This is a genomic window from Sphaerisporangium perillae, from assembly GCF_023276435.1.
In the GTDB taxonomy this organism is placed as follows: domain Bacteria; phylum Actinomycetota; class Actinomycetes; order Streptosporangiales; family Streptosporangiaceae; genus Sphaerisporangium; species Sphaerisporangium perillae.
This window is the reverse complement of sequence record NZ_JALLPO010000019.1, coordinates 100,758-118,145: the sequence shown is the minus strand read 5'-3', so window position 1 is coordinate 118,145 and position 17,388 is coordinate 100,758. Positions and strand designations below refer to the sequence as shown.

At 71.6% G+C, this 17,388-nt stretch carries 16 protein-coding genes and 1 tRNA gene; 8 read left to right on the top strand and 9 right to left on the bottom strand.

The features are described 5' to 3' along the window. Positions 1–10: 10 nt before the first annotated feature. On the bottom strand, positions 11–1,456 hold the full coding sequence (locus tag MYF83_RS19930; RefSeq protein ID WP_248961982.1) for a serine hydrolase domain-containing protein: 1,446 nt from the start codon (positions 1,454–1,456) through the stop codon (positions 11–13). A gap of 411 nt (positions 1,457–1,867) precedes the next feature. Between MYF83_RS19930 and MYF83_RS43840 the strand changes: the two genes are divergently transcribed. Beyond that, positions 1,868–2,986: an AlkA N-terminal domain-containing protein gene (locus MYF83_RS43840; RefSeq protein WP_248961981.1), complete on the top strand. Its 1,119-nt coding sequence runs from the start codon at positions 1,868–1,870 to the stop codon at positions 2,984–2,986. A gap of 166 nt (positions 2,987–3,152) precedes the next feature. Here the strand turns inward: MYF83_RS43840 and MYF83_RS19920 are convergent, their stop codons facing one another. Continuing rightward, the gene (locus MYF83_RS19920) at positions 3,153–4,139 is read right to left on the bottom strand and encodes a metallophosphoesterase (RefSeq protein WP_248961980.1); all 987 of its coding nucleotides are present in this window, start codon (positions 4,137–4,139) and stop codon (positions 3,153–3,155) included. A 372-nt stretch (positions 4,140–4,511) separates the two neighbouring features. Between MYF83_RS19920 and MYF83_RS19915 the strand changes: the two genes are divergently transcribed. After that, positions 4,512–5,063, top strand: coding sequence for a hypothetical protein (locus tag MYF83_RS19915; protein ID WP_248961979.1), 552 nt, complete (start codon positions 4,512–4,514; stop codon positions 5,061–5,063). Between the two features lie 150 nt (positions 5,064–5,213). After that, positions 5,214–6,248: a P1 family peptidase gene (locus tag MYF83_RS19910; RefSeq protein WP_248961978.1), complete on the top strand. Its 1,035-nt coding sequence runs from the start codon at positions 5,214–5,216 to the stop codon at positions 6,246–6,248. Here MYF83_RS19910 and MYF83_RS19905 read toward each other — a convergent pair. Then, a complete protein-coding gene (locus tag MYF83_RS19905; protein WP_248961977.1) occupies positions 6,235–7,185 on the bottom strand; it encodes an NADP-dependent oxidoreductase in 951 nt (316 codons plus the stop codon). The genes MYF83_RS19910 and MYF83_RS19905 overlap by 14 nt on opposite strands. 285 nt (positions 7,186–7,470) lie before the next feature. On the opposite strand from MYF83_RS19905, the gene MYF83_RS19900 reads away from it, so the two are divergent. Continuing rightward, entirely contained in the window at positions 7,471–7,935 is a 465-nt protein-coding gene (locus MYF83_RS19900) for a MarR family winged helix-turn-helix transcriptional regulator (RefSeq protein ID WP_248961976.1), read from the top strand. A gap of 126 nt (positions 7,936–8,061) precedes the next feature. Here the strand turns inward: MYF83_RS19900 and MYF83_RS19895 are convergent, their stop codons facing one another. Then, a complete protein-coding gene (locus tag MYF83_RS19895) occupies positions 8,062–8,439 on the bottom strand; it encodes an NADPH-dependent FMN reductase (RefSeq protein WP_248961975.1) in 378 nt (125 codons plus the stop codon). 20 nt (positions 8,440–8,459) lie between these two features. After that, a complete protein-coding gene (locus tag MYF83_RS19890) occupies positions 8,460–8,663 on the bottom strand; it encodes a hypothetical protein (RefSeq protein ID WP_248961974.1) in 204 nt (67 codons plus the stop codon). 10 nt (positions 8,664–8,673) lie between these two features. Here MYF83_RS19890 and MYF83_RS19885 point away from each other — a divergent pair, with 10 nt between their 5' ends. Next, positions 8,674–11,751 carry an AfsR/SARP family transcriptional regulator gene (locus tag MYF83_RS19885; RefSeq protein ID WP_248961973.1) on the top strand — a complete coding sequence of 1,026 codons (3,078 nt, stop codon included), beginning with the start codon at positions 8,674–8,676 and terminating at the stop codon, positions 11,749–11,751. Between the two features lie 111 nt (positions 11,752–11,862). Here the strand turns inward: MYF83_RS19885 and MYF83_RS19880 are convergent, their stop codons facing one another. Then, positions 11,863–12,360 carry a hypothetical protein gene (locus MYF83_RS19880; RefSeq protein ID WP_248961972.1) on the bottom strand — a complete coding sequence of 166 codons (498 nt, stop codon included), beginning with the start codon at positions 12,358–12,360 and terminating at the stop codon, positions 11,863–11,865. Then, a tRNA-OTHER gene (locus MYF83_RS19875) sits at positions 12,338–12,430 on the bottom strand. The genes MYF83_RS19880 and MYF83_RS19875 overlap by 23 nt, the downstream gene beginning before the upstream one ends. A 38-nt stretch (positions 12,431–12,468) precedes the next feature. Between MYF83_RS19875 and MYF83_RS19870 the strand changes: the two genes are divergently transcribed. After that, positions 12,469–13,053: a Rossmann-fold NAD(P)-binding domain-containing protein gene (locus tag MYF83_RS19870; RefSeq protein ID WP_248961971.1), complete on the top strand. Its 585-nt coding sequence runs from the start codon at positions 12,469–12,471 to the stop codon at positions 13,051–13,053. A gap of 208 nt (positions 13,054–13,261) precedes the next feature. On the opposite strand, the gene MYF83_RS19865 is transcribed toward MYF83_RS19870, so the two are convergent. Continuing rightward, entirely contained in the window at positions 13,262–14,206 is a 945-nt protein-coding gene (locus MYF83_RS19865; protein WP_248961970.1) for an SDR family NAD(P)-dependent oxidoreductase, read from the bottom strand. A 193-nt stretch (positions 14,207–14,399) separates the two neighbouring features. Here MYF83_RS19865 and MYF83_RS19860 point away from each other — a divergent pair, with 193 nt between their 5' ends. Next, positions 14,400–14,984: a TetR/AcrR family transcriptional regulator gene (locus MYF83_RS19860; protein WP_248961969.1), complete on the top strand. Its 585-nt coding sequence runs from the start codon at positions 14,400–14,402 to the stop codon at positions 14,982–14,984. Between the two features lie 126 nt (positions 14,985–15,110). On the opposite strand, the gene MYF83_RS19855 is transcribed toward MYF83_RS19860, so the two are convergent. Further along, positions 15,111–15,674 carry an ArsR/SmtB family transcription factor gene (locus MYF83_RS19855; protein WP_248961968.1) on the bottom strand — a complete coding sequence of 188 codons (564 nt, stop codon included), beginning with the start codon at positions 15,672–15,674 and terminating at the stop codon, positions 15,111–15,113. A gap of 79 nt (positions 15,675–15,753) precedes the next feature. On the opposite strand from MYF83_RS19855, the gene MYF83_RS19850 reads away from it, so the two are divergent. Beyond that, complete coding sequence (locus tag MYF83_RS19850) at positions 15,754–17,295, top strand: alpha/beta hydrolase family protein (protein WP_248961967.1); 1,542 nt, start codon at positions 15,754–15,756, stop codon at positions 17,293–17,295. The last annotated feature ends 93 nt before the right edge of the window (positions 17,296–17,388 follow it).

Below are 17,388 nucleotides of genomic sequence, written 5' to 3'. Positions count from 1 at the left end.
GGCGCCGACACTATCTCGCGCCGACCTGAGCCGATGCGTCCCGCAGGGGCGGGCTCCCGGCCGGACGGCGCAGCCGGGCCAGCGCGACGACGCGGGAGATCAGCACGCTGACGTTCAGCACGGCCGCGACCGCCGTCCAGGTGACCAGCGCTGCCGAGTAGTAGCAGAGCTGGATGAAGGTGATGTCCCGCCCGCCTCCGACGAGCCGGCCGAGCAGGTCCGGAAGGGTCACCAGCAGGGCGAGGGGGATGAGCCGGGGCAGCAGCCGCAGGACGAGCCGCCAGGACGGCCGGGCGGCGCGCCGGTCCGCCCACGCCCGGGTACGCCGCAGGTTGCGGACCCCGAGGAACAGGCTCAGCAGGGTTAGGCCGGCGAGCGTCAAGTCGACGATCAGCCGCACCGGGGCGCCGGTCGACGGCTCGCCGCCGGTCACGAGGACGGCCAACTCGTCCGCCAGCGCGCCGATGCCCTCGTTGCCCAGGCCGATGCCGCTGTTGCCGATGACCGCGATGCCGTAGCCGCCGGGGAGCAGAAGCTGCTCGGCCGTGTAGGTGAACCATATGCCGCCGTGGTGGACCCGGCCCTTCTGGTCGGTGTCCCAGCCCATCCCGTACGTCCACCGCCGGTCCGTCGAGGTGTGCATGGCCGTGACGCTCGCGGTCGAGACCAGGCGCCTGCCGTTCGCGGCGAGGCCTCCGCCGCTCTGCACGATCAGCCACTTGGCCATGTCGGCGGCCGTGGTGATCACACCGTCGGAGCCGTTGACGAACCGCTTCGGCTCGGGGGTGGGTATCGACGCCCCGTAGGCGTAGATGTGTCCCTCGCGCACGTCACCCGGCAGGTCGCGCGGGGTCTGGCCGACCGTGGTGGTCGCCCGCATGCCGATGGGCTCGAACACGTGACGCCGCAGATAGCCCGTGAACGGCTCGCCCGCCACGACCTCCACCAGCCGGGCGGCGAGGTGGTAGTTCGTGTTCGTGTAGTAGTGCCTCGTGCCGGGCTCGGCGGCCAGCGTCGCGTCACGGGCTCGCGTCACGGCGCCCGCCGGCGAATCCGGCTGCGGCAGGCTCTTCTCCGGGAGCGTGCCGTCGGTGATCCCCGAAGTCTGGTTCAGCAGCTCACGCACCGTGATCCGCGCCCCCCGAGGATCGGCGATCCGGAATTCGGGCAGGTAGTCGCGCACCGGCGCGTCCAGCGCCACCTTTCCCGCCTCGACCAGCTGCATCACGGCGAGCGCGGTGAACGACTTGCTGACCGACGCCACCGGCATCGGCGTCGTCGCGGTCACCGCGGCGCCGGAGGAGTCATGGCCGTATCCGCCCGCATACAGCACCTTGTCGCCCTTGGTGATCGCGACGGCGATGCCCGGGTAGCCCGCCTTGCCGGCGAAGCCGGACACCACCCGCTCGACCGCCGCCTCGTCCGGTTCCCCCTTCGCGAATGCCGGACCTGGCATCGCCAGAACCACCGAACCGGCGGCCACCACGGCCGCAACACTCCGCCACCAGCCTTTGCCTTGCCACACAACGTGCTCCGATCGTCTCGTCGACGCCGGTCACGCTAGATTTCGCGGCCCCCCGGCACAGGACCCGAACGACACCCACCACCCCTGACTTTCGTCAGGAACAAGCTCATCGCGCCGACTCCCAGCGCTCGCCCGTCGGCAGGTCCACCACCGTCAGGCGTTGTTGGGCCACACCAGAGTCCGCCCCGCGGGCACCGCCCGCATCGATACGCCGGGCGCGCGCAACTGTCATGGATCTGCGTTCCCACTGGCATCGGCCCTGTGCTTCACACCCGCGAGGCACCGATCCGTCGTGTCCGAATCCGGCTAGACCCGTTCGCCGGCGAAGGCGAGTCTTAGCCTGTGACGACGTATTCCGCCGTGCGGACGACGGGGATCTACTGCCGGCCCGGGTGCGGGGCCAAACCTCTCGCCGAGAACATCCGGACGTTCGAACTGGCGGCCGCCGCGGAGGCCGCGGGTTACCGGGCGTGTCTGCGCTGCCGGCCCTACCGGGTGGCCGGCACGGTTGGAGATGACGCCCCCGAGCTCGTGTGCCGGGCGGTCCAGCTGATCATCAGTAGCGTGCTGGACGACGCCAACGAGGCGGCGCTCGGCGCTCGGCTCGGTGTGTCCGCGCGCCATCTGCGGCGCATGTTCAACGACCACCTCGGCGTGACCCCGGACCAGTTCGCCCGCTCACGTCGTGCGCACTTCGCCCGGCGCCTGCTCGACGACTCCGACCTGTCGATCGCGGAGGTGGCCTTCGCCTCCGGGTTCGGCAGCCTTCGCCAGTTCAACCGGGCGATGCAGGAGGTGTTCCGGTCCACCCCGCGCGAGCTCCGGGAACGTCGCAGGCGAGGCGATCGGCTCACCGCCGATGGAGGGCTCGTGCTGCGGATGCCGTTCACGGCCCCCTACGACTGGGATGCCACCATTGACTTCCTCGCCGAGCGAGCCATCCCTGGTGTCGAGTCGGTCGAATCAGGCATGTACCGCCGGACCATCGCGCTCGATGGGGCGCCCGGGATGCTCGAGATCGGGCCAGGAGGCACCGACCACCTGCAGCTGCGAGCGCACCTCCCCTACTGGGAAGGGGTCATCCACGTCGTGGAGCGAGCGGCCCGGCTCGCAGGCATCGACTCGGACCCAATCCTCGCCTTGGGGCAGCTCGCCGCGGACGCGGCACTCGGGCCCCTGATCACCTCCCGGCCGGGAGTGCGTGTCCCGGGCGCATGGGGACCGTTCGAGGTTGCCGTTCACGCGGTCATCAGCCAAGAGCTCTGCGGCCCGGATGCGAGGAGCGGTCTTGGCCGCCTGGCTCGCTCCTACGGGACGCCCATCGCCGGGCTCGGGCACGGGCTCACGCACGCCTTCCCATCCGCCGAAACCCTCGCGAACGTACTCGCGAACGGGTACGGCCTACCCGACCGGCTCGGCAAGGCCGTCGGCGCCTTAGCGCGAGCAGTGGTAGCGCGGTGAGGAGGTAAGGATCTCCCGAGCGGCCACCGCCGGTCTGGCCATATCCGGTCACGAACGGCACCGCTCGCAGTCCCGTCCGGAACGGGGCGGCCGCGTCGTAGGAGGAGCTGTTCAAGCCTTGGACAGCTCGTCGAAGTACAGCCGCGCGTTGGCTTCGCGTGGTGTGTCATGCCGCCGGGACGGTCCGCCGCTCCCAGGAGAAGACCTCGGGCGACTTCGGGTCGACGGTTACGCGCAGCCACTGGCTCGCGGTGTCGCCGAATGTCTCCAGCCGGGTCAGGCCGGGCACGCCCGCGTAGTTCGGCTCCACCTCCTGGACATGCTCGTCACCGTGCACGAGCAGCACCGGCTTGCCGTACGCGCGAGAGCGTTCGACGATGCGCTCGCGGATGTCGGCGAACCCTTCGGTCTGCGTGGGCTCGGCCTGCATCATGAGCAAGACGCCCGGGGCGTGGGTGCGCCTGGCCGTGTTGAAGGCGTCGTCGATCCAGTCGAGCGCGGCGGCCTTCCGTGCCTCGTACTCCGCCATCCGCGCCTCGGGCCGGTCGCCGCCGGGCAGTTCACCCCACGGGGCGAGGTCGTTCGAACTGCCGACCACGTGCACCGTGGCGAAGACGACGCGCTTCTCGGTGAAGAGGACGTTTTCGAGGTAGTCGCGGTGGTCCTGGTCGCGTGCCTGGGTCTCCACCTTCATCGGGTGACGCCCGAGGGTACGGCCGGCGACCGGGTAGAAGAGCCGGCGGAACGCTTCGAGCCGCTCCGTGGGGAGGAAGCCACCTGCGGCGGCGCGGTGACAGTCGGTCCAGTCGTTGTCGCCGGGGGTCAGCACGAACGGGTCTTCGAAGGTCTGGTACTGCTTCGCCGTCGCGGTCAGGTGGGCGTCGTCACAGGTGGTGGAGCCGCTCTTGACGTCTCCCGCGTGCAGGACGAGCTTGACGTCCCGGTCGGAGTTGACGTCATCGACCAGAAGGGGGAACGCGGCCTCCTGGGCTGCGCCGTAGGGGGTGTCGCCAAGCAGGGCGAAGGTGAAGGAGCGCCCACGATCGGACGTGGTGCCGGCGTGACCGGAATCGGCGGCGGCGATGCCGGGCGAGGCGATACCGCCGGCAAGCGACGCGGCGATCACGGTGGCCGCGAGCAGGGATTTACGCATGGACAATCTATCGCCGCTCCCGGCCGCCGTCCGATGACAGGGAGCCCACATCGCGGGGAACCCTCACCGACAACTTCGATCACCCAGTCGGGGTCAGCTGGGCGCGATCGTCGGGACTGAGGGGCAGGTTCGCGGCGCCGGCGTTCTCCTCCAGGTGGGCGCGCGAGGAGCTGCCGCACACCGCCTCGAGCACTCGACGCAGCTCGCGCTGGTCGCGGCCGGCTTGGGCGCCGCCTTGATCGAGTCGGCGGTTCGGCGTCGGGTGACGGCCCCACCGCGTCATCGGCCTTTTGATGGCCCATATCGAATACGCTCTACGATATGGGCGGCCGCATATTGGGTCGCCGTCGCACGTTATTGGAGTCGGAGCCTGTGACCAGCAGTTCGGTGCCGGAAGGGTTCAGTGACCTCTGGTCGAAGGACCGCGAACGACAAAACGCCGCGTATGAACAGACGATGAAGGCGACCGGCGATCCGGTTGCCTGGGCTTATGCGGTGTGGGATGAGGTGGTCGGCAACCTCGCCCACGAGGACAATCACAACCGGGCGATCGCGGCGCAGATCCTATGCAACCTCGCACTCAGCGACCCCGAGGAACGCATCCTGGGAGACCTCGGCGCACTGATCGAAGTGACCGGGGACAAGCGATTCGTGACGGCGCGACACTGCCTGCAGTCGCTGTGGAAGATCGGACTCGCCGGGACGACCCGGCGAACGGCATTGCTCGGCGCGCTCGTCGCACGATTCGGCGACTGTGAGCCGGAGAAGAACTGCACGCTCATCCGAAACGACATCATCGTCGGATTGCGAAATCTCCACAAGGCCACCGGCGACGAGCGGATCGAGCGACAAGCAATGGCGCTCATCGAGACCGAGGACGACACAAAGTACCGCAGTAAATATGCCAAATCCTGGCGTCAATGAGCTTTGTCGGCGGCGTCACCTGGGAGCGGGGCCGTGGAGGTCGCCGCGAGCCTCAAGCGCCGGCACGCCGTGGCCGGACAGTCGGGACAGGGCGGCCCCGCGGCCGGTCAGCGGCAGCAGGATGGCCGCGATGACGGGAGGTGGCGCCTGATGCGACGGGGTAGGCGGGCGCGTGACCTGGGGATCATGATCGGTGATCGGGAGCCGGGGGAGCACGATGCCATCACGGACGTGCCCGGGGTACGAGTAGGGCACTGCACCATCCTCCGCGACCCCGACATCCGTACCGGAGTGACCGCCATCGTTCCCGACGGCATCGGCCCGCACGCGCCGCTGCCCGCGGGGCTGTTCACCGGTAACGGCTACGGGAAGCTGATAGGCGCCACCCAGGTGGCCGAGCTCGGGCAGATCGAGGCGCCCATCGTGCTCACCTCGACGCTTTCCGCTTTCCGCGCGGCGGACGCGTTGGTGAGCTGGATGCTGGCACGACCCGACTGTGCGGACGTGCGGTCCTTCAATCCGGTGGTCGGTGAGTGCAACGACGGCTACCTGTCCGACATTCGCGCCCGTCCCGTCGGCGAGGCACAGGTGCTGGCGGCCATCGACGACGCCGCGCCGGGACCGGTGGCCGAGGGATGCGTCGGAGCGGGTACGGGCACCGGCGCGCTGGGCTTCAAGGCGGGCATCGGCACCTCTTCCCGCGTCCTGGACCTGGCGGGCGAGCCGGTCACCCTCGGCGTGCTGGTGCAGGCCAACTTCGGCGGCACGCTGCGCGTTCTCGGCACCACGATCCCCCCTGGGCGATTCGGACCGGGCGAAGCCGCGGTCCAGGACGCCGGATCATGCATGATCGTCGTCACGACCGACGCGCCTCTCGACGCCCGGCAGCTCACCCGTCTCGCGCGGCGTGCGGTCTTCGGGCTGGGGCGGGTCGGCGCCTCCTACAGTCATGGAAGCGGGGACTACGGCATCGCCTTCTCCGTTCGCCCGGGCGGCACGCCTCCCCCCGACGCGGCGTTGAGCCCGCTGTTCGAGGCGGCACTCGACGCGGTCGAGGAGGCCGTGCTGAACTCGCTGTTCAACGCGACCACCACGACAGGCGTGGACGGGCACGTCCTGCACGCGATACCGATCCCCGACCTCATCGAGTTCCTGCGCCGGAGCAGGCCCACTACCGCACGGTGAGGACGATCTTGCCGGTGGTGCGGCCCGTCTCGCCGAGTTCGTGCGCTTTGGCCGCCTGTTCCAGGGGGAGCACCGTGTCGATCTCGGCGTGCAGGCGGCCCTCCTCCACCAGCGCGGCGATCGCCTTCATGGCGGCGTGGTCGGGTTCCACGAGCATGGCCTCCGCGCGAATGCCCAGCTTCTCGGCCTGGGCGCGCAGATCCGCGGCCGTATTGGACAGGACGAGCGAGACGATGACCCCGCCTTCGCGCAGGGTGCGCAGCGAGCGGGGTCCGTAGTCGCCGCCGATCGTGTCGATCACCACATCCACGTCTTCGATCGCCTCGGCGAAGTCCACGCTCCGGTAGTCGACGAGCTCGTCCGCTCCCAGTCCACGCAGGAACTCGTGCTTGGCGGCGCTGGCCGTGCCGATGACGTGAGCGCCCTGGGCCTTGGCGATCTGCACCGCGAGATGGCCGACGCCGCCGGCGGCGGCGTGGACCAGCACCCGCTGCCCGGCCCTCACCTCCGCGGTGTCCACCAGGGCCTGCCACGCGGTCAGCGCGGCCAGCGGGAGCGCGGCGGCCCGCACATGGTCGATCTTCCGGGGCTTGCGGGCGAACGTGCGGGCGGGTGCGGCGACGTACTCGGCGAACGCGCCGTGGCCGTACGGATAGCGGAGCATGCCGAACACCTCGTCGCCCGGTTTGTAGAGAGTCGTCCCTACCCCGACGGAGTCGACGACACCGGAGACGTCCCATCCGAGGACGAACGGCGGCTGCCCCAGCATGCCGCCCGTGGCGCGATGCTTCCAGTCGGTCGGATTGACCCCGGCCGCGTGCACCCGCACCAGCACCTCGGTCGGCCCGGGTGCCGGCCGCTCCGCCTCGATCTCCTTCAGTACCTCTGGACCGCCCAGCATGTCTTGACCGATCGCGCGCATCGTCGTTCTTGGCATACCGGCAAGCCTGTCAAAGGCAGGGCGACCGGCGAAAGCGGCTCGATAGCCAAGATGCGCAAGGATCCGGCCGCGCCATCTCGCGCCATCTCGCGCCATCTCACGCCATCTCGCGTCAGGCGGTGAGAAGGCCGACGCCGAGGGTGATGGCGCCCGCCGCCGGCGAGGCGGCGCCGAGCCAGAGGATCGTGGTACGTCGCGGAGTTCTCCGCCCTGGCCCTGCACCTGGTCAACGACCTCGCGGACGACAGGATACTTTCTCCGTCAAGCAACTAAACTTGGGGTATGCCCGCCGACGCAGTACAGCCCCCGCAGCCCTTGAACTCCGATGAGGAAGCGCTGATCCGTTCGCTGGGGCAGGTGATGTACGCCCTGCCCCGCGCGCTCGACGCTGACATGGTGCGCGAGCAGCGGTTGCCGCTCAGCGAGTACCTGACCCTGATGCACCTGTCCGAGGCTCCGCATCGGCTGATGCGGATGAGCGAACTCGCGTCCGCCTGCAACCTCTCCCTGAGCGGGATAACCCGCATCGTCACCCGCCTGGAGGCGCAGGGTCTGGTCGAACGGGTCAGGTGCGACGAGGACGCCCGCGGGTTGAACGCCGTTCTCACCGACGCCGGCCTCGCCCGCCTCGAGCAGGCGTGGCCGACCCATCTGGCGAGCGTGCGCCGCCACGTCCTCGACCATCTCGAAGGCATCGATCTCGCCGGGCTCGCCCGCGCGATGGGGCAGGTCGGGGCCGGCGACTGAGCGCGTTCGCGGGCGACGCCGGAGACCGGTGCCGCCGGGCGGGTGCGACGGCGGACACCGGTGCCGCCGGGCGCGGGCGGCGCCTGCGCTAAAGCCGAAGGGCGCGGGTGGCGCCGGGTCCTGTGCTCAGGCGGCGCGCAGCGGCGCGAGCGCCTTGCTCCACGCCACCACTTGGTTCAGCACGGTGGTGAGCGACTCACGCTGGAAGTCGCCGGGCTTGAAGACGCTGAAGTTCTCGAAGTCGGTGAACAGCGACAGCGCCACCTGGGCCCGTACGTCGGCCATCTGCAGCTCGGCGGCGATCAGGCGCAGGTGCTCCACCGCCCGGGTGCCCCCGACGGAGCCGTAGCTGACGAACCCGACGGCCTTGTTGTTCCACTCGGCGTACAGGAAGTCGATGGCGTTCTTCAGTGCGCCGGAGGTGGAGTGGTTGTACTCGGGGGTCACCATCACGAAGCCGTCGAACGAGGCGATCTTGGCCGCCCACTCGAGGGCGTCAAGCAACTATCCGTCTCCGGTGGGCTTCACGCGGCCTGGTGGCCGCCGGCGGCGCTGGTGCTGGTCAGGAACGAGGCGATCAGGGGAGCGATCGGCTGGAGTTCGTCCTCCAGGGCGAAGTGGCCGGTGTCGAAGAGGTGCGGCTCCGCCTGCGGGCGGTCGCGCAGGTAAGGGCGGGTGACCAGGCCTCGGGAGCCGTTGATCCTCGCGAAGCAGGGCGCATGGGACACAATCGGTCCCGTGCGATTCGGAATCCTGGGCCTGCTGGAAGTGCGGACGGAGGAGGGGGAACTCGTCCCCGTCGGCGGGCCCCGGCCCCGTGCGCTGCTCGCGTTGCTCCTGCTCGACACCGGCCGGCTCGTCAGCGTGGACCGGCTGATCGACGGGCAGTACGGCGAGCGTCCTCCGGCCGGCGCGGCCAACGCGATCCAGGCGCACGTGTCCCGGCTCCGCCGCAACCTGCCGCCCGATCTGATCGAGTTCCACGGGGCCGGGTACCGGCTCGCGGCCGACCCCGAGGACGTCGACGCGTCGCGGTTCGAGCGGCTCGCCCGCGACGGGCGCGCGCTGCTCGCCGTGGGCCGGTACGAGCGCGCCGCCGGCGTGCTCAAGGACGCGCTGGCGCTGTGGCGCGGGCCCGTACTGGCCGACCTGGCCGACGTGCCCTTCGTGCCCGCGCAGGCGGCCCGGCTGGAAGAGATACGGCTAGCGGCGCGGGAAGACCTCGTCGAAGCCGAACTGGCCCTTCCCGAAGGCACCTCCATCGCCGAACTGCGGCACCTGGTGGCCGCGAACCCGATGCGCGAGCGGCTGCGCGGTCAGCTCATGCGGGCCCTGCGCGCCGCCGGGCAGCAGGCCGCGGCGCTGACCGTCTACGAGGAGGGCAGGCGGCTGCTGGCCGACGAGCTCGGCGCCGACCCATCGCCCGAGCTGACGGCCCTGCACCTGGCGATCCTGCGGGGCGACGAGGCCCGGGCGCCGGTGGTGCGGCAGCGGCTGCCCGCGCAGCTCACCAGCTTCGTGGGCCGTGCGGCCGAACTGCGCCGGATCGAGGAGCTGCGCGACTCCAGGCTCGTCACGCTGACCGGCCCCGGAGGCACCGGGAAGACCCGGCTGGCGATCGAGGCGGCCCGTCGCCGTGGAGGAGACGCCTGCTTCGTCGATCTGTCGCCGCTCGACGACGGTGGCCAGATCCCGGCGGTGGTGCTCGGCTCGCTCGGCCTGCGCGAGACGGGGCTGCAGCCACTGGTGTCCGATCGGGCCGACCCCACCGACCGGCTGGTGGCCGCCCTGGCCGACCAGGAGCTGCTGCTCGTCCTGGACAACTGCGAGCACGTGATCGGCCCGGCGGCGGCGCTCGCCCGCCGGCTGCTCGACGCCTGCCCGCGGGTGGTCGTCCTGTGCACCAGCCGCGAGCCGCTCGGGCTCACCGGCGAGATGCTCGTCCCGCTGTCGCCGCTGGCCGTGCCCCCGCCGGGCACCGACGCCGATGACGCGCTCGCCTACCCGGCGGTGCGGCTGTTCGCCGAGCGGGCCGCCGCCGTGCGCCCCGGCCTGACGATGCTGCCGGAGTTCGCCGAGATCTGCGCGACGCTGGACGGCCTGCCGCTGGCCATCGAGCTGGCGGCGGCCCGGCTGCGGACGTTCACCGCGCAGGAGATCGCCACGCGCCTGGAGGAGCACGGCCGGTTCACGCTGCTGTCCCGCGGTGACCGCACCGCGGCGGCCCGGCACCAGACGCTGCGCGCCGTGGTGGACTGGAGCTGGAGCCTGCTCAGCCCCGAGGAGCAGGCGCTGGCCCGGCGGTTCTCGGTGTTCGCGGGAAGCGCCTCCCTGGAGGCGGTCGAGCGGATCTGCGGAGCCGGGGAGGTGCTGGCCGACCTGGTGGACAAATCGTTCATCGAGGCGAACAGCGGCCGGTACCGGATGCTGGACACGATCCGGCTGTTCTGCGTGGAGCGGCTGGCCGAAGCGGGTGAGCAGGAGCAGGTGCGCGACGAGCACGCCGCCTGCTTCCTGGAGCTGGCGCAGCGCGCCGACCCGTGGTTGCGCCGGGCCGAGCAGCTCGAATGGCTGGCCCGGGTCTCCGCCGAGCACAGCAACCTGCAGGCCGCGTTGCGCCACGCCGTCCAGGCCGATCCGGACCGGGCGCTACGGCTGATCGCGGCGACGGCGGCGTACTGGTGGCTGAGCGGGCGGCACGGCGAGGTCACCTCGCCGGTGCTCCGGCTGCTCGAACGGCTGGGCGCCGAGCCGCCGGCGGGGCTGGAGGAGGAGTACGTCCTGTGCGTGCTGCAGGCCGTGCCCGCGGTGCTGCCCGAGCAGTGGGCGCGGGCCGAGGAGATCATGCGCTCGCTGGACCGGGAGCTGCGGTACCCGTTCCTGAACGTCCTGTGGGGGATGACCGCGGGGCCGTCGGATCCGGAGGTCACCCTCAAACGGGGGCGGCTGCTCGGCTCCGACCCGTGGAGCCGGGCCGTCAGCATGCTGGGGGAGTCCCTGGTGTATCTGCTGGACGGCAGGGTGGCCGACGCGGAGCGCGGGCTCGAGTCGAGCCTGTCCGGCTTCCGCTCCATGGGCGAGCGCTGGGGCATGGCGCAAGGGCTGGAGTGGCTGGCACTGATCTCCAGTTGGCGCGGCGAGTGGCGGCGGGCCAGGCGGCTGTGGGGAGAGGCCGTCGAACTGCACGAGCAGCTCGGCACCGTGGACGACCTGGTGGACGTGCTCTGCCGCAGGGGCGGCGCTCTCATACGCGAGGGCGACTCGCGCGCGGCGGGTGCCGACCTGTCCCGCGCCGCCGAGCTGGCACGCAGGACGAGCACGTCGCGCCGGTCCTCGCTGGTCGAGCTGGGGCTGGGTGAGCTCGCCCGCCTGTCCGGCGATCACGCCGAGGCGCGCGACCACTACCTGGCCGCGCTGGACGCCATCGGGGCCGGCGTCTTCGCCACCGAGGGCATCAGACCGCTCGTGCTGACCGCGCTGGCCCGGCTGGCCGAGGCCGGAGGCGACCTGGCTGAGGCCGGGCGCCGCCACGGCGAGGCGCTCCGCGTGGCGCGCACGTCGTCGGCGTCGGTGATGGAGCTCGCCGACGTCACCGAGAGCGGTGCCGGGCTGGCCCTGCTCGAAGGGAACGGGGAGCGGGCCGCGTTCCTGCTCGGCGTGGCGGTGGCGCTACGCGGCATGGCCGTCACCGGCGACCCTGACGTCGCGAGGATCGCCGCGGGCAGCACGGCTCTCATCGGACCGGAGGCCTTCGCCGCGGAGTTCGCCAGAGGCGCCGCGCTCAGCCGGGAGCAGGCGCTGACCGTCCTCGCCTGAGCCGGAGGGCGGTGGCGGCGGCCTCCTGGACCGGTGGCCGCGGCGGTCCTGCCGTGCCGCAGGAGGCGCTGACAGCTCTGCGCCGACTGTCAGCCGGCTGTCCCTGGCCTGTCAGCGCTCCCGGCGAGGCTCATGGACATGAAGAACACCAACGTCCTCATCTCCGGCGCCAGCATCGGCGGCCCCGCTCTCGCCTACTGGCTCGACCGCTACGGCTTCGACGTGACCGTCGTCGAGAAGGCTCCCGCCCCGCGCCCGGGCGGGCAGGCCGTCGACTTCAAGGGCGCGATCCACCGCACCGTGCTGGAGCGCATGGGCATCCTCGGCGAGGTGCTGCGGCTGCAGACCGGCGGCACCGACCAGGAGATCGTCGGCGCGGACGGCCGCAGGCTCGCGGTGCTCCCCGGCGAGTTCACCGGCGGCGAGATCGAGATCACGCGCGGTGACCTGGCCAGGCTGCTGTACGAGAAGACCGCCGCCGCCGGATGCCGGTACGTCTTCGGCGACTCCATCACCTCGCTCACCCAGACCGCGAGCGGCGTGCACGTCACGTTCGAGCGCGGTGCCCCGCGCACGTTCGACCTGGTGGTGGGCGCGGACGGGATCCATTCGAACGTCCGCCGGCTGGCCTTCGGCCCGGAGTCCGACTACGTCCGCTTCCTCGGCCACTACTACGCCCTCGTCGATGTTCCCGAGATCGCCGGGAGCGTCCCGTCGATGTACAACGAGCCCGGCAGGATGGTCGCCGCCGGTGGCCCGAAGGCGGCCGCCTTCTTCACCTTCGCCTCGCCGGAACTCGACTACGACCGATACGACACCGAGGGGATGAAGAAGATACTCATCGAGGCCTACGCCGGGATGGGCTGGCGGACCCCGGCCATCCTTTCGGAGGTGCGCCGGGCCGACGACGTCTATCTCGACTCGATCAGCCAGGTGCGCATCGACCGCTATGCGGAGGGCCGGGTGGCGCTGCTCGGCGACGCCGCCTACGGCAACACGCTGGGCGGCTTCGGCACCGGCCTGGCTCTGGTGGGGGCCTACGTACTGGCGGGGGAGCTCGCGCTGGCCGGCGGGGACCATCAGGTCGCCTTCAAGCGGTACGAGGAGGGGTTCCGCGGCTATGCCAAGATCGCCAAGAACGGCAACGCGGGCCCCTTCCTGGCTCCCGGCACGCCGGGCAGGATCCGCATGCGCAACTGGATGTTCAAGAACCGCCTGCTCCTGAAGCTGATGCTGAAGATGACCGACATGTTCGCCACCAACATCGATCTCAAGGACTACCCGTCCCTCACCGGCCGCTGACCGGCACCGGCGCCCGGCCGACGAGGGCTACCAGAGCTCGGGGGTGGCCGGCCCTCCATCTCTTCCAGCACCTACCCCCGGCAGGGCGGCGAGCCCTGGCCCTCCACCTACCTCTTCGAGGTCAAGGCGGACTGATCCCCCGGCCTCGTGCGGTCTCGCGTCCGCAACGAGGCGGTCGTCCGCACGAGGCGGTCGTCCGCCGGGGCGGTCAGGAGGCGAGGGTGTCGGTGGAGACCTGCCAGAGGAGGGTGGCGGCCTCGGGGTCCAGGGCGTAGGTCGCGACGCCGTGGCGGGTGCCCGGCTCGTTCGGCGCGGCCTCGGCGCAGTCCTCGAAGTAACGGCCGCCAATGCCGTCGAGCAGGGGCGATGTCGCGACCAGCACGGAGGTGGCGGCGCCCTGCTCGGGGGTCTTCAAGGTGATCGAGCCCGCGCCCGCCTGGGCGAGCATCCGGTCGAGGTCCTCCTGGGTGATGTGCCTTTGCAGGTTGGTGCGGATCCCGCCGGGCATCAGGGCGTTGACGGTGATGCCGTCGCCCGCCCAGCGCCTGGTCGCCTCGACCGCGAACAGGACGTTGGCCGTCTTGGACTGCCCGTACGCGAGCCAGGGCTCGTACGGGCGCTCGCGGAAGTGGATGTCGTCGAAGACGACCGGGGAGCGCAGGTGCGCGCTGGAGCTGACGGACACGACGCGCGCCCCGCCGGCCGCCGCGAGCGCGGGGTGCAGCCCGGTGGCGAGGGCGAAGTGGCCGAGGTGGTTGGTGGCGAACTGCAGCTCCCAGCCTTCCGGCGTGCGCGTCTCGGGGGCCGCCATCACGCCGGCGTTGTTGACCAGGATGTGCAGCGGCCCGTCCCAGGCGGCCACGAAGGAGGCGACCGAGGCGCGGTCGGCGAGGTCGAGCGGCGCGACGAGCACCTGCCGGCCGCCGGTGGTGGCGGTGATGTCCTCGGCGGTGCGCTTTCCCGCGTCCAGGTCGCGGACCGCCAGGGTGACCTCGGCGCCCGCGCCGGCGAGCGCGCGGGCGGTCTCGATGCCGATGCCGGACGCGCCGCCGGTCACGATGGCGCGCCGGCCGGTGAGGTCGATGCCGTCCACGACTTCGGCGGCGGTGGACCGGGCGGTGAACGGCGTGGTGATGGGTGTGGTGGCAGTCATGATGTGCCTCGCTCGGCGATGCGGATGGAAGGCTCACGCGGTAGGCTCCAAACGGAGGAACCTCCGAATAAGCTCGACTTTAATCGGAGCAACCTCCGGTTAGCAAATCGCAGGTCATAGTAGTGGGACAGTCGAGGAGAGGTTCCGGGTGGACCTCGAGAAGAGGTTCCGGACGGACCGAGGAGGATGATCTGTGCCGGCCACCGGCCCCCGACCGCTCCGCGCCGACGCGCGGCGAAACCGCGACCGGCTGCTCGACGCCGCGGTGCGGGCGTTCTCCCACGACGGGCCCGACGTGACGCTCGAAGCGATCGCCAAGGACGCGGGTGTCGGCATCGGCACGCTCTACCGCCACTTCCCCACGCGGGAGGCGCTGATCGAGGCCGCCTACCGCAACGAGCTGGCCAGGCTGTGCGACGCCGTGACCGGGCTCCTGCGGGACACGCCGCCGGACGAGGCGCTGCGCATCTGGATGGACCACTTCGTCGAGTACATGACGACCAAGCGCGGCATGGCCGGCGCGCTGCGCGCGGTCATCGCCTCCGGCGGCAACCCCTTCGCGGAGAGCCGCGCCCTGCTGCTCGAAGCCATCGCGACGCTGCTGCGCGCCGGCGGCGAGGCCGGGGCCGTGCGAACTGACATCGACCCGGGTGACGTGCTGGCGAGCTTGAGCGGCGTGTCCCTCGCCGCAGGCGAGCCCGAGCAGCGCGACCAGGCCCACCGCCTGCTCGACCTGCTGGTGGACGGCCTGCGCTACGGCGCCGCCGCCCCGCGCTGACCCGGCGACCGGCGCTCGCTCAGGGCGGCGGACCGCTCTCACCCGGGGTCGACGGACGGCTCCTGCTCGCGGTCGTCGGACGGTCCTGCCCGGGGTCGGTGGACGGCTCTAGCTCGGGTGCGGCGCTCAGGCCTCGTCGGCAGGGAGGGCGAACAGCCGGATGTGCAGGGGGCGCGCGTCCGGCGGAGCGTCCTCCGCCGGGTGGCTGTACTTCATCAGCAGTGCGATGTAGGCCTCGAAGAACGCGTCGAACTCCGCCTTGGTCATCCGCCCGAAGCCCCGTGACCCCTTGACCCACTCGGGATCGCGGTCATAGGCCTCGGGAAACCGCTCGAACAGCTCGCGGTCCTCCTCCATGCCCATCCGGTGGTACTCGGCGAGCACGGGACGGTCCTCCGGGGGTAGCTGACCGGGCGTGGGCAGGCGGATGTCCCTCGCCGCCTCGACTCTGCGCCACCAGCGCTCCCGGCCGGTGGAGCGCTCGGGGATCTCCTCGATGAAGCCGTACTTCTCGAGCTGGCGCAGGTGGTAGCTGGTCGTGCCCGTCTTGGCGCCGAGCAGCTCGCCGAGCGTCGTGGAGGTCGCGGGGCCGTGCCGGTTGAGGTGGCGGAGCATGAGCCGCCGCATGGGGTGGGCCAGCGCCTTGAGCCTCGCCGGGTCCTCGACCGTGAACGGCCGCTCATCCTTCATGATGAACAGCCTACTCATGCAGAAGGATATCTGCAGACAAATGCTTGCCGAGGTTTCTCTGCAGAGTACCTTCGGCAATATGAGACGAATCCTCCCGGCGGTGGCCGTCGCCGCCTGCCTGCTCACCACCCCAGGGACGGCGGCCGCCGCCGCGCCCGCCCCCGCCGGCGGTGCGACCACGATCGTGACAGCGGCGGCCCGTACGATCACGACCGGAAGCGTGACGACCCGTGCGGCGACCACCCCCGCCGCGACCTCGACCGCCGTCGCGCCGGGGCCGGTCGCCGTGCCCGCCGATCTGACCGCGGCGGAGGTGAGCTTCCAGGGAAGCGGCGGCCTCGCCATGCACGGAACGGTCCTGTCGCCGGCCGGCGCGAAGCCGGCTCGCCCGGGCATCGTCCTGATCCACGGCGCCGGCACGGGCACGCCGCGTGCGAAGCTCATGGTCGAGGCGGTCGAGTTCGCCCGCAGGGGCATGTCCGTGCTGATCTACGACAAGCGGTCCGAGGGCTACTCGCTCTTCCAGCGCTCCTACACCGTTCTGGCCGAGGACGCGCTCGGCGCCGTGGCCGCGCTGCGCGCCCAGCCGGGCATCGACCCGGCGAAGGTCGGCATCTGGGGGTTGAGCGAGGGCGGATGGGTGGCGCCCATCGCGGCGGCCCGCTCGGCGGACGTCGCCTTCATCGTGCTCGTGGGCGCCAACGGCCTGCCGCCGCTCCGGCAGCAGACCTGGGCCGTGGCGGCCGGGCTGCGCAAGGCTGGGGTGTCGGGCTCGCTGGTCGACAGGGCCGAGCTCAACCTGTACCGGACGATCGCCGACGGCGGCATGTTCCCCGAGCCGTACTACGATCCCGAGCCGACCATCGCGGCCGTCCACCGGCCGGTGCTCGCCATCTGGGGCACCCACGACCTGCTGACCCCGCCCAGGGAGACCCCGCCGATCTTCGCCAAGGCCCTGGAGAAAGGCGGCAACACGCACTACACCTTCCGCTTCTTCCCCGGCGCCGACCACGCCGCCCACCAGAGCCCGGACGGCGGTGTGACCCGGCTGCCCGAACTGGCCCCGGGGTACGCCGATCTGGTCGGCTCCTGGGTCCGCGACGTCACCGCGGGGAAGCCGCCCATGGCCGGGAGCTCGGGGCCCACCCCCGAACAGGCTTCGCGGACCGTGCCGGTGCCCCCGCCGGCGTGGTGGGAGTCGGCGCCGGCGCAGCTCGCGGCCCTGGTGCTGTTCGTGGTCGCGTTCGCGGCGTACCCGATGGTCGCGCTGGTGCGGCGCCTTCGCGGGCGCGGGCGGCCTCCGGTCGCCAAGGCCGCGCGGGTGCTCGGCGCAGCCGGGTTCGTGACGGTGCTCGGGTCGTTCTCCTACCTGTTCTACCTGGTGATGACCGGCGGCAAGCTGGCCGCTCCCGGGCCCGTGCTGGCCGGGCGCCCGCTGATCTGGCTGGCGCTGCAGGCCCTCGCGGTCGCGTGCGCGGCCGCCACGGTCCTCACCGCGCGGGCCTGGTGGCGTACGCGCGGTTCGGTGCCACAGGGCGAGAGGGTGCGGCTCGGCCTGCTGCTCGCCGGTGGGACGGTGTTCATCCCATGGGCGCTGTACTGGGGCCTCCTGCTCCCCTGACGGCCGCGACGGCGAGACGGGCCGCGACGGCGAGACGGACGCGATGGCCGCGACCGCCGATGCCGAGACGGACGCGATGGCCGCGACCGCCGA

Excerpts from the sequence above, each read along its gene's own strand:
- MYF83_RS19855 (WP_248961968.1), bottom strand. The coding sequence starts at position 15,674 with ATGAAGGATGAGCGGCCGTTCACGGTCGAGGACCCGGCGAGGCTCAAG.
- MYF83_RS19870 (WP_248961971.1), top strand. The coding sequence starts at position 12,469 with ATGTACAACGAGCCCGGCAGGATGGTCGCCGCCGGTGGCCCGAAGGCG.
- MYF83_RS19920 (WP_248961980.1), bottom strand. The coding sequence starts at position 4,139 with ATGCGTAAATCCCTGCTCGCGGCCACCGTGATCGCCGCGTCGCTTGCC.
- MYF83_RS19880 (WP_248961972.1), bottom strand. The coding sequence starts at position 12,360 with ATGGATCCCGTCCGCGCCCACCACCAGGTCGAACGTGCGCGGGGCACC.
- MYF83_RS19900 (WP_248961976.1), top strand. The coding sequence starts at position 7,471 with ATGCCCGCCGACGCAGTACAGCCCCCGCAGCCCTTGAACTCCGATGAG.
- MYF83_RS19905 (WP_248961977.1), bottom strand. The coding sequence starts at position 7,185 with ATGCCAAGAACGACGATGCGCGCGATCGGTCAAGACATGCTGGGCGGT.
- MYF83_RS19910 (WP_248961978.1), top strand. The coding sequence starts at position 5,214 with ATGCGACGGGGTAGGCGGGCGCGTGACCTGGGGATCATGATCGGTGAT.
- MYF83_RS19850 (WP_248961967.1), top strand. The coding sequence starts at position 15,754 with ATGAGACGAATCCTCCCGGCGGTGGCCGTCGCCGCCTGCCTGCTCACC.
- MYF83_RS19865 (WP_248961970.1), bottom strand. The coding sequence starts at position 14,206 with ATGACTGCCACCACACCCATCACCACGCCGTTCACCGCCCGGTCCACC.
- MYF83_RS19930 (WP_248961982.1), bottom strand. The coding sequence starts at position 1,456 with ATGCCAGGTCCGGCATTCGCGAAGGGGGAACCGGACGAGGCGGCGGTC.